At 53.8% G+C, this 11,595-nt stretch carries 9 protein-coding genes; 4 read left to right on the forward strand and 5 right to left on the reverse strand.

The genetic code is table 11. From position 1 onward, the window contains the following. Window positions 1-234 precede the first annotated feature (234 nt). Window positions 235-1,971, forward strand: coding sequence for an adenylate/guanylate cyclase domain-containing protein (locus tag ABLN94_RS24170; protein ID WP_352997212.1), 1,737 nt, complete (start codon window positions 235-237; stop codon window positions 1,969-1,971). A 9-nt stretch (window positions 1,972-1,980) separates the two neighbouring features. Continuing rightward, the gene (locus ABLN94_RS24175; protein ID WP_352997214.1) at window positions 1,981-3,912 is read left to right on the forward strand and encodes an adenylate/guanylate cyclase domain-containing protein; all 1,932 of its coding nucleotides are present in this window, start codon (window positions 1,981-1,983) and stop codon (window positions 3,910-3,912) included. A 283-nt stretch (window positions 3,913-4,195) separates the two neighbouring features. Here the strand turns inward: ABLN94_RS24175 and ABLN94_RS24180 are convergent, their stop codons facing one another. Next, window positions 4,196-4,777, reverse strand: coding sequence for a GNAT family N-acetyltransferase (locus ABLN94_RS24180; protein WP_352997216.1), 582 nt, complete (start codon window positions 4,775-4,777; stop codon window positions 4,196-4,198). Window positions 4,778-4,983: 206 nt separating this feature from the next. Here ABLN94_RS24180 and ABLN94_RS24185 point away from each other — a divergent pair, with 206 nt between their 5' ends. After that, window positions 4,984-6,906 carry a BTAD domain-containing putative transcriptional regulator gene (locus ABLN94_RS24185; RefSeq protein ID WP_352997218.1) on the forward strand — a complete coding sequence of 641 codons (1,923 nt, stop codon included), beginning with the start codon at window positions 4,984-4,986 and terminating at the stop codon, window positions 6,904-6,906. Window positions 6,907-6,916: 10 nt separating this feature from the next. Here the strand turns inward: ABLN94_RS24185 and ABLN94_RS24190 are convergent, their stop codons facing one another. The 4 genes from ABLN94_RS24190 to ABLN94_RS24205 all read right to left on the reverse strand — a co-directional run bounded on the left by ABLN94_RS24190 (window position 6,917) and on the right by ABLN94_RS24205 (window position 10,620). Beyond that, window positions 6,917-8,146, reverse strand: coding sequence for an NAD(P)-binding domain-containing protein (locus ABLN94_RS24190; protein WP_352997220.1), 1,230 nt, complete (start codon window positions 8,144-8,146; stop codon window positions 6,917-6,919). A gap of 389 nt (window positions 8,147-8,535) precedes the next feature. Beyond that, window positions 8,536-9,549, reverse strand: a complete 1,014-nt coding sequence (locus ABLN94_RS24195; protein WP_352997222.1) for a tetratricopeptide repeat protein — start codon at window positions 9,547-9,549, stop codon at window positions 8,536-8,538. A 15-nt stretch (window positions 9,550-9,564) separates the two neighbouring features. Continuing rightward, entirely contained in the window at window positions 9,565-9,930 is a 366-nt protein-coding gene (locus ABLN94_RS24200; RefSeq protein WP_352997224.1) for a DUF805 domain-containing protein, read from the reverse strand. A gap of 57 nt (window positions 9,931-9,987) precedes the next feature. Beyond that, window positions 9,988-10,620 (reverse strand): hypothetical protein, encoded by a 633-nt coding sequence (locus tag ABLN94_RS24205; protein WP_352997226.1) that lies wholly within the window; start codon window positions 10,618-10,620, stop codon window positions 9,988-9,990. 89 nt (window positions 10,621-10,709) lie between these two features. On the opposite strand from ABLN94_RS24205, the gene ABLN94_RS24210 reads away from it, so the two are divergent. Continuing rightward, entirely contained in the window at window positions 10,710-11,402 is a 693-nt protein-coding gene (locus tag ABLN94_RS24210; RefSeq protein ID WP_352997228.1) for a hypothetical protein, read from the forward strand. The last annotated feature ends 193 nt before the right edge of the window (window positions 11,403-11,595 follow it).

Genomic DNA, 11,595 nt, shown 5'->3' on the forward strand with positions numbered 1-11,595 from the left:
TTCCATGACTGATCCTCCGATCCGCCATGCCCTCCCAAAGCGACAACCCGACGTTGACGAGGCACCATATCAGAGGATTGCCGCGCTGCCTCCGAGGTCCGCAGAGAGCCCAATACAGACATCTTCGAGAACGGCCGTATGATATTGGTGCACCAGTTGTGACAGTACTGCGTAACGGAAACTGATATGCAGACAGATGTCGACCTGCTACTTTTCCATGTACCGGAGGACTAAATGGAGCGACGTTTGTCGGCGATATTTGCCGCTGACATGGTGGGCTATAGTCGGCTCATGGAAGCCGACGAAGAAGGCACGCTCAGTCGTCAAAAATGCCATCGCGTTGAGTTGATCGACGTAAAGATTGACGCGCATCACGGCCGCATCGTCAAGCTAACAGGCGACGGCATGATTGCAGAGTTTCCGAGCGTCGTCGAGGCCGTGCAATGCGCGGTTTCGATTCAGCAGGAAATGGAAGCCCGAGAGGCCGACGTCCCCGAAGACCACAAGATACGCTACCGTGTTGCGGTCAATCTTGGCGATGTGATTTTGGAAGATGGCGATGTCTACGGTGACGGTGTGAACATTGCCGCCCGCCTTGAGGCCTTGGCTCCGCCCGGTGGAGTGATAGTCTCCGGGACAGCATACGACCATCTGAAGTCCAACATCGAAGTCGGGTACGAGGACATCGGCGAACAGCAGCTCAAAAACATCTCGCGCCCCGTGCGGGCCTATCGTGTGGAGCTTTCCAGTGCCGCCGACCTTGCTAAATCCGAACTGGCCACTCAGTCCGGCCGGAAACCATCGATCGCCGTTCTTCCTTTTGCCAATCTATCCACAGATCCAGAGCAGGAGTTTTTCGCCGATGGTCTGACTGAGGATATTCTGACGGCGCTAAGTCGATACCATGAGCTTTTCATAATTTCGCGAAACTCGACTTTCGTCTACAAAGGCCAAGCCGTGAATGTACCCGAGGTGGCGACAAAGCTTGGTGCCCGCTATGTAGTCGAAGGTAGCGTCCGTAAAGCCGGCAACCGTGTTCGTGTGTCAGTCCAGTTGATCGACACGGTGAGAGATGCGCATATCTGGGCAGACCGCTACGATCGGATATTGGACGACATTTTCGAGATTCAAGACGAGATCACAGCTTCGATCGTGTCGACGCTGCCCGGCCGAATTGAACAAGCAGAGCACGAGCAACTCAGGCAAAAAAAACCATCCAGTCTGGCCGCCTACGAATGCGTTCTAGCAGCCAAAGTCCTGCATCATAGAAGCGAGAGCGCGGCCAACGCCAAGGCACAAGATCTCATTTCCCGCGCTGTTGAGCTTGAGCCGACCTATGCCCATGCGCATGCTTGGAAGGGCTGCATTCTTGGTCAGGCCTGGGGTTACGGATGGTGCGAGGACAAAGACGAAACGATTTCTATCGCTGCCCAATCCGTGAAACGCGCCGCCGGCCTTGACGACAATGATGCTGACGTTCATCGGTTACTGGCCGGTTTGAACATTCTCACAGGAGACATGGCAAAGGCGCTGCGCCACCAGGAACGCGCAGTTGCTCTCAATCCGAACTATGATCTTGTGGTCGTGCAAATGGGTGAAGTCCTGACTTGGCTCGGACGCGCGGAGGAAGGCATTGACTGGATCAAGCGCGCCATGCGGTTGAACCCACACCATCCCCCGAGGTTCTGGAGCCATCTCGGACGCGCCTATTTCACCGCTCGGCGGTACGGCGAGGCAATAGATGCCTTCAAGCAGATGTCATCACCCGACATCGTCCTACATGGGTTCCTTGCGGCGGCTCACGCCCACCTGGGGGAGGCTGAAACAGCAAAGGAGCATGTCGCGAAGATTCGAGAATTGGATCCTGCCTTCGACTTGCAGGCATTCCTTGAGACGATGCATTACGACGATCCGGATGATCTTGAGCACCTCCACGACGGGCTTGCTAAAGCCGGATTGGGCGTCTGCTAAATCCCTCCAATGCGCGGCCACGCCCTGACATGCAAGAGACCCAAGTTCATCCCGATCTCGCGCCGCGAGGATGACCCGCAGACCGACTGGGCATTCGCCGAACCGCCAATGATGCAGCCTGAGCTAAACAATACGCTCAAGTGTTTTTTGTGCTCAACTGTCAACACCACCGAAGTTTCTTCTACGCCTGCCGTCAGCTATGCTTCATTCATGTCAAACGTCTCTGAGCGAAGGCTGGCCGCTATTCTTGCTGCGGATGTGGCAAACTATTCCAAACTCATGGGGGAGGATGAAGTTGCTACATTGACTGCGCTGCGCCGTTTTCGCAGCGATGTTCTTATTCCAACAGTTGGTGAGCATGATGGCAGGGTGATTAAAAGCATGGGAGACGGCTGGTTGGTTGAATTTCCCAGCGTGGTCAGTGGTATCGAGTGCGCGATGGCCATCCAAAATGAACTGACCAAAAATCCTCAGTTCAGGTTGAGGATAGGATTGCACAGCGGCGATGTATGCTTTGCCGACGAAGATGTTTATGGCGGCGGCATCAACGTGGCCGCACGTCTTCAGAATCTTGCTGAGCCTGGATCGCTCGTGATTTCCGAAACAGCGCGGCGCAGCCTTGATGCCAAGCTTTCAGATCACTTTATCTGCCTTGGTTCTCAGAGGCTCAAAAACATCGCAGAGCCTTTGGTCGCTTATGGTTGGGGATTGTCAGCTTCGGCCATGCAGAAGTTCCTTTTTGAGATGTCGGAACGACCTTCGATTGCGGTTTTGGCCTTCGACAATTTGTCCGATGATGAGGATCAGACCTTTTTTGCCGAAGGTATGGCCGAAGATGTCATTTCAGCGCTGTCCAAGTTTCACTGGTTTTTCGTAATTTCTCGAAACACAAGTTTTCTCTACAAAGGCCGCGCGGTCGGGACGGAGCAAATCGCCCGGGATCTGGGAGTGCAATACGTTCTGGACGGCAGCGTTCGAAGGGTCGGCAACAGGGTTCGTGTCTCGGCGCAACTGATTGACGCCCTTGCAAACCACTACGTCTGGACCGAGCGATTTGACGGCGTGATTGAAGACATCTTCGATCTGCAGGACGAGATCACGCAAAAAATTGTGGGCGCTGTCGCACCTGAATACCTGTCTGCAGAGATGCAACGCGCACGGCGCAAGGTGGTGCCGCGGATGGACGCCTGGGAACTGACCGCGCGCGCCCATTGGCATATCTCACAATTCACAAAAGCCGACGCGGCCGAAGCCCAGAATCTATTGCTGAAAGCTGTCGAACTGGATCCGCAAAGCTCATTCGGGCAGGCGGACTTGTCATTCACTCATCTGATGCAGTGCGTGAACGGCTGGAGTGATGATCCTGACGCTTCGAAGATCGAGGCAGTTAGCCTGGCGCAACGTGCTGTTTCGATGAACAGCCGCGACGCGTATGCCATGGCTCTACTTGGTGCGGCGGATCTGTTTTCTGGTCATCATCAGGACGCTGTGAGGAAGTTGCAGGATGCCATTGCCCTCAACCCCAACGATCCCCATGCCTACGCTTTGCTTGCCAGATCTCAGGTTTATATGGGCGACGGTAAAGAAGCCCTCACCAACATCAAGGCCGCGATCCGGCTCAGCCCGCGCGATCCTTTAATAGCTTTGTGGTACTCCATTCGCTCACTATGTTGTTTCATAGCAGGCCGGCACGAAGAAGCTATCGAGTGGGCCGAAGCATCAATCCGCATCCAGCCAAACCGTAGTAGCTCTTATCTTGATCTTGCTGTCAACAATGCCATTTGCGGCAAGTTAGATGAGGCCAGGCGAGCCGTTTTTGAGCTAATGCGTCTTGACCCAGGCGCATCGCTAATATTGGCAGAACACACGCATCCCTTTGCGCGATCGGAAGACCACGAACGATATCAACAGGGTTTGCGAGCAGCAGGTTTGAATGTGTGAATCAGGCCCTTTCCGGACATTCACCCCATAGTCTCCATGCTGCGGCGCAGCCCGTCGAACCTGCCGTTCGCTGCGAGCGCAAAATCAAAGGCTTCCTGAACTCGCGAAATGCGGACAAAGCTGCCGATAAGTCAGTTTGTCGGGATGTGTGACAACGGCCAACACCGGACGCTCGACGTGGAACCTTAACGCCGCGGTGCAGCCCTTCAAAGCTGCCTTTCACTGCGGTTGCACATACACGGTGTCTGGGAAGGCCGTCAGCGCGGCCCAAAAAGGATCGTGATCACGAAAGCGATTTCATCAGAAGCACCCAGCGCTCGGTATCTGTTTCCCAATCTTCTTTCAGACACGGGGCTTGAGCGACCTCTTTGTATCCCTTTCGTTCATACAGACGCCGCGCCCCGCTGTTATCTTCGGCCACGATGACGCTCATCCTGGTTAAGCCCTCGGCCCGAGCGATTTCGTCCGCCAGATCCAGCAAGCGTGATCCATAGCCCTGACCGCGGTGTTCGGGATAGCAAGCCAGAACATTCACATACCAGCTTTCGAGCGCTTGGTTCTCCAATTCCTGCAATGGCCGAAACAGAGCTGGGAAATCCTCGCCAATCTCTATCGGTACCGCACCGATCTTGTAGCCGGTCAAGCTCGCAACCGCTCCACTTCCGAGATCCACCACGACAATCTGACCGTCACACGCCTTTTCGGCCTGTCGTGCGCGGCCGATCTTCCAAGGGTCTTGACCGTCTTCCGCAAGACCCGTCCAGATGTAATAAGGCAGGCCCTCTCCCGCATAATTCACGAGATCAGCGAGCTGAGATGCATCCGACTCCGTGGCCAGTCGCAGCGGTGGTTTCAGCTCAATCATTCATTCCTCCAGGGGTCGGGACATGGCGCTAGCCAGTGTACCCGAACCAGTATAATGGATCTAACGCGTTCGAAATAGGCGCCTCGGCACCAAGCTGCCTCTGACCTTTTGCGGATCTTGCTCTTATGCAGAACGAGGCGCGACACGCATAGAAAGCCCATTCCTTCAAAGAGAATTTCACATATACTTCGATCATGGTCGATCGGATGCATCTGAAAGTTCTGGGTAATTTTGAGGTATCTTCCCAAAATCGTATCCTGACGCCGACCTCCAAAAAGGCCCAGGCGCTACTGGCCTATCTTGCAATAGAGCGGAACACTCCTCAGAACCGTGACCACTTGGCGGATCTCCTTTGGGGCAATCTGGGCGATGAGCGCGCGCGCCACAATTTGCGACAAGCTCTGTCAAGTATTCGGCAGTCTTGCGGGCCTGTAATAGTTACTGACGGGGATCTGGTTGCGCTCGACTGGCAAGACTGCGCTTCTGACATCGCGGAATTTCTATCGGGGGCGAACAGCAATGATCAATTTAAGCTGGCAGCCTGCTTGAAGCTCTACGAGGGAGACCTTCTGGAAAATATCCAGGTGCGGTCACCTGCGTTTGAAGACTGGCTGCGCGATACACGTATGCAAATCCGTACCTACGCCTGCTCTGCCATTGGTCAATTGGCTGATCTTCTTGTGCGGCAAGGGAGTTTGGAAGCAGCTGAAGATGCCTATCGGAAGCGGCTCCAGATGGATGCTCTGTGTGAGTCCGCTCACCGAGGACTCATGTCGCTGTTGGCACGGACCAATCGCCGAACGGACGCTTTGAGACAATACCAGTTGTGCGAAGATGCCTTCCACCGGGAACTCGGCGTCGAGCCCGAAGCGGAAACAAAAGCACTGCTTCAGCAAATCAGGGATGGGCTGTTGAATGCAGGGCAAGACCAGGTCGTTGAATTGCACCTTGGCCTGGACAAATCGTCGGCCCCTGTAGTTGCAGTACTGCCTTTCGATAACCTGTCTGGGGAAGAAGACCTGTATTTTGCTGACGGCATCACCGAGGACCTGACAACCGCACTTTCCCGGTTCCACGATCTACAGGTAATTTCGCGCGGCTCGTCCTTTGCCTATCGTGGCAAGGATGTCCCCGAAGCCGAGATGGCTGCCGCGTTGGGCGCGCATTATCTTGTGCGCGGCAGCGTTCGCCGATCCGATACGATCGCGCGGATTACTGTCCAGCTTTTGGATTGCGAGCGGGGTCTTACCGTTTGGGCCGAAACATATGATAGACAGCTGAAAGATGTGTTCGACCTGCAGAATGAAATTGTTTCAACTTTGGTGGTCACGCTGGTTGGCCGCGTTGAAACTGCGCGCCTGAAACAGGTGCGATCGGTGCCTGTCGAAAGACTGGATGCTTATGACATCCTTTTGCGCGGAAAATATCACCACCATTTGTTCACCGCCAAAGATTGTCAGGCCTGCATTGAATGTTTTGATCTGGCAATAAAGCGTGATCCGAATTACGCGATTGCCCATGCCTGGCTGGCCTGCGGATACGGTCAGGCCATGGTTCACAACTTGGGTGATGTGCCCGAACTCGTTGATCTTGCAGAAGCTGCTGCTGAACGGGGGCTTGAGCTCGACGAGGATGAAAGCGAATGCCACCGGGTTCTGGCTCAAGTGAGCCTGTCCCGTGGCAATTTACAACGCGCGCTCTGGCATCAGCGACGGGCACTGTTTCTGAACCCTAATGACGACCGGTCAATCTGTGCGATGGGTGAATTGCTAACCTTTGCCGGTGAGGCTGAAGAAGGTGAGAAATGGGTCCGGCAGTCCTTGAAACTGAACCCTTACCATCCCCAGCGGTATTGGAGCCATCTTGCCCGCGCACTGATTCACCAGGGTCTCTATGCCGACGCTCTCGACGTTCTTCAACAGATCGCTCGTCCGCGTATCGACGATCTGGTTTACACCATTGTCGCCAGCACGAATGTTGCGGATCAAGATACTCGACAAAGAGCTTTGGATGCCCTTCACCGAACTTCACCTGATTTCGATGTCCTGACCTTTACGGACACCCTTCCCTACGAACGTGTCGAGGATCGGTCCTTGATCCTCGACACGCTTCGGGTTGCTTTGCCTTAGTTGTCTCGACCTACGCCGCCTGAACGGTTTCGCGCCGCAGCAGATGCTCACTCAGGTATTCAGCGTCCCGACCGACACCATCCACGATGTTCGACCCTTTGGTCCTTTGGAACCGCATCCCCAGAACATAAAGCCCGTCTATCGGAGTGATACCGTTCTTGTGCAAGATCTCGCCATGCGAATCCAGCACAGGCATTCGAAGCCACGGATATCGGCGCACATAACCTGTCGCCCATACGATGGTGCGGATATTCTCGGCATCGAGATTTAAGGATTGTGGCGCTGCAGGGATGTCGATTGGACGAACAGCACCTGGTTTCTCCATAGGTGCCTGGATTTCATTGGCGGCAATGAAGCCGTCAATTTTTTCAAGTAACTGGAACATCTGATTATCTGCTTTTCCAATTGTTTCGCCAAGGTCCGGTGCAAATTGCATAGCCCGGCCGCTGATACCTGTCGCGTGACCAACCAGACGGCCCCCAGCGCCTTGCAGAACACCAATATCCAGATCGTGATTGTCCAACGAACCTACCAACTGAGGTGGGGGCGTGCCACGCTCGTCAGCCGGGCTGGCCTCGGCGGCAAAGGCACCGATTGTGTCCATCCAGTAAAGGATGTCCCGGCCGCGGTAACGACGGGGCACGCGGATATGTGTGCCAACGGCCAGAGTGACTTCATGCCCTGCATTCAAAAGCTCTTCGCCAATTTGCAGGCCGGTCGCAGACGCCCCAACGATCAGGACGCCTCCTTCGGAGATTTGCGCTGGATTGCGATATTCGGTGGGGACAATTTGAGTGATATCCTGCGGCACGCCCGAAGCAAATTCCGGAACACGTGGCAAATCGCAGAATCCAGTGGCTACCACGAGGTTAGACGCCACCCAGATACCTCTGTTCGTGGTCACTACAAACCGACCATCCGATCGATTTTGGACGTCTGTCACCGTGGTGCCGGTTTCGACCGGTGCATCATAGGACTCAGCATATGCTTCAAGGTGGTCAATGAACTCGGACATTGTCATGAATCCATCCGGGTCAGTCCCAGTGTATTGCCAATGCGGCAGGCGGCTTTGCCAGTTCGGCGTCAACATACGCAAGGAGTCCCAACGTTCACTCCTCCATCGTTCAGCAATCTGTCCCCGCTCTAGAATGACATGATCGACGCTGTGTTCGGCCAGGCATCGTCCCATGGACAGGCCCGCTGTCCCACCACCGATAATTACTGTGTTTACGTGTTTCATTGCTCCAATCTCCTGCAAATTTTTTCAGTTGATGGGAGACAGCATCGACGCCTGCTGTCAGCGGATCGTCCACCCGCCAGCAAATCAGCGTCTATTCTGCGTCAAAAATCCGATTTCTGAACCAAAGCCCCAGGGATTCAGATGGGAAGGTTCAAGAAACCGGTTCCCTCGAATGGTTCTGATGGAATGGACATTCAAGGACGGCCCAATCCTGCCGTTGGACAACAGGCCAAGATTCTGCGGTCGCAGCCCATATTCCGGGCATTCGCCGCGAGTGCATGTTAAGGAAGTTGTCGGGGGTCACGATGCGGACGAAGTGAACTTCCGCTGCGTTCACATCAATATCCGGTTTTTCATTCAGACTGCTGTCGACAATCCTCTAACGCTGGTCACTGCTCTTCAATGTAGAAGGAAAAGCCATCTGAAAACAGATACACTTCTGCAAAGAAATCCTCGGCCAGTTTTGCCGCCGCACCGCCATCTTCATCCAGAATTACTTCGTATGATCTTTGAACTCCGACTTGCTTGCTGGTGGCCGGACCATACACCAGTGCCTCATACGAAGCATCGAAATCTCGATCTGCGAAGAACTTGGCAGCCCTTTCGTTTTCTGCATCGCTGAGCGCCTGATACGGAACATTCATGAGAATATTCCGGTTGGCGGACGTCGCAAACTGTACAAATTTACCAGCTGGCCTTTGTTCGATGATCACAAACCCTTCGGGCCTTTCGCGCATTCGGTTCAGGGCGTTTGTTGCCTGCTCCGAAAAGGTTTCGGGGTGTGGTTGCAGAAGCGCAATCGCGTCCGGTTGGCCCAGTTGGGCCGCCTTCTCAATCCAAAACTGAGCGCTTTCAACGTTCTTTTCTAAGGTTATTCCCCTCAAGTACATCAGCCCTAATAGATAGCTTGCGTAAGGGTGGTTCTGCTCGCCAGCCCTTCGCAACCATATGGCGGCTTCAGCGTAGTTCTCTTGAGACAAGTAATAGTCGGCCAAATTGCTTTGACCGTGAAGATTCCCTTGTTCAGCGGAGAGCCGATACCATTTCGCAGCCTCTACCATGTCTGCTTCAGTACCCAATCCGTTTTCGAACAACAGGCCGAGACGAACCTGTGCATCAGGATCACCCTGTGTCGCGGCCAAGTTCATCCACCGGAACGCTTCCGAGAAATCTTGTTCAACACCCAAGCCTTCTTCATACATGACGCCGAGGTTGTATTGAGCGTCCACGTTACCGGCTTGCCCAAAAGGCAATAGCATCTCATGGGCTTCAGAATAGTTGCCTGCCTCGAGTGCCAAAATACCATCCTGCAAGGATGTATCCCCCAGAGATGGCAAGGCGACAGAGCCAGCCAATATCGATCCCAGAACAACGGCAGTCAGTCGGTTGCGATGCATGCCCATATTGGTTCTCCGCTGTTAGTATGATTTCAAGGGATCATTGCCGTAGCGGTTCGGACCCTTCGTACCGCGCAAGCATCCACCATCCACGAACCACCAAATGGACCCAATGACCGGGATCATTAGCAACAAAAGCCACCACGCCGACTTGTCCCGATCATGCAAACGCTTCACGGCGACGGCGAGCGATGGCCAGACCATAGCTACCAAAACCACGGCGAATATGGTTTTCAAGATCGGTTCGGCATCGGGCATGGCGTTCGCCAGAACTCCTATCAACAGGATGAAACCAAAGAATGGCAAAACCAATCGCAGCCAGTAATCCGACCGTGGCGCGCGCCCTCTAAATGACAGCAGGAATGTTCTCCAACTGAAGGAATTCACGATATTTCTCCTTGATGAAATTTTACTGAGTTGGGTCGGCAGCCTTGTGGCAAACCCTCAATTTTCGACCTTTCGGTTAAACAATGACACGCGTTGCGGAACCAAGAGACCATGCTGACTGCGCGTGTAGCTTGTTGTCACGGTCCATAATCCTTGGGTCAAACCAACGGCAGGTTGACCGTTCCATTCGGTTCGAAATGTGCTTTCAGAAAGAACGCCGCCAAGAACAGAATTGCTTGCCATATCCTCATGAGCGACGCTTGTGCCGAGAACCATTGAATACCCAAGGTTGGCCAGTGTCTCGGGTTCAAAGAGCCGCAAAGTCAGGAGTGTGCCCTCTTGCTGACTAAACGCAGCCACAGCCCTGGGATCGAGGCTGCTGAGATCAAAATCTGCGACGGGATCACCGAGTTCGTTGATCTCTACGTAAGTCAGGATGGACAAAGCATCATCCACTTGCTCCGTCACGGCAGACCAGTTTTGACCGTAGATTTCCAACATCGCTTCGGGACTGCCCTGATCTACAAGGGCAGCGATGATATCGGCAGGCGCATCCGGCAGGTCATTTACCGCTTCCAAGACCCATTGATCGGCCTGTTTCTCCAGATCACGGAACTCTGGCGTATCAGCAACAATACCACTGGATAGTAAGAAAACGCTTGCGATTGCATATGGCCAAAAATACCTCATGAAAACAAAACCTTGAAATTCGCACTACGACTACGTCTAACCCGCATAGATTGCATCGCTGCCTCATGTAAACATTTACAGGTCACAAAATGACTACATTGAAAATAATTTTGTCCGGGATGTCACAACGGACACGCCACAAAGCTCGACCACAATTCAGGAACAAGATCGCAGGGTCGCTGACGTTAGCTTGTGTTGTAGGCGTACTGACCAGTGTCGCGCCTACTCTGGCGGTTGCGCAAAGCAAACCCAAATGTACAGAAATCAAAGAGCCGAGCGGGCATCTTTTACGGATCGCCAAGAACACAGGCTGGTTTGTGAATGTGGCCAACCCACCCAAGAATTCTTTGTCCTTGTGGTTTCGCCAATCTTCCACAAGCCGTGATGCGCCAAACCAGATTGTAAGCGGGCTTTTTTCCTACCCGTCCCTGACCCCGGCAGAAGCCGAAGCTGCCGGGGTGGGAAACGACGTCACCATCAGTTTCGTGTTTGATGGAGAAAAGCCCGTGAAATTTGAGACCGTTCTCGAACCCAAGTCTCAGAACGGAAAAGCATATTTCTTTATGCCTTATCCCTTAAATGCCGAAGATCATACCAAGCTATTCAATGCGGCCCGGAGATACCATGACGTGGAAATCCAGATCAGTGATCGTTCCACCGGCCAGACATTGCGACGTACGGTACAATCCTTGGACGGATTTTCGGCGACGGCGGCCAAAGCCCAACGGGAATATGCGCAACTGTCACGATCTGAACCGCCGGAAACTTGTCGACGCTTCTAATAGATAGTTGCAGTCACATTTCCGGAGGTCAGCTGTGGATGACTTTCTGTCAGTTCAAAGCAAGCACAAAAGTCGACATTCCGGGCTCTGAGAGGACCTCGGAGCAATCGCAGCATCCTGTGATATTGGACCGCGTCAACGTCGGGTTGTCGTTGTGGGTGGGCATGGCGGATCGGAGGATCAGTCATGGAAA

The sequence above is a fragment of the Ruegeria sp. SCP11 genome (assembly GCF_040329455.1).
In the GTDB taxonomy this organism is placed as follows: Bacteria; Pseudomonadota; Alphaproteobacteria; order Rhodobacterales; family Rhodobacteraceae; genus Ruegeria; species Ruegeria atlantica_E.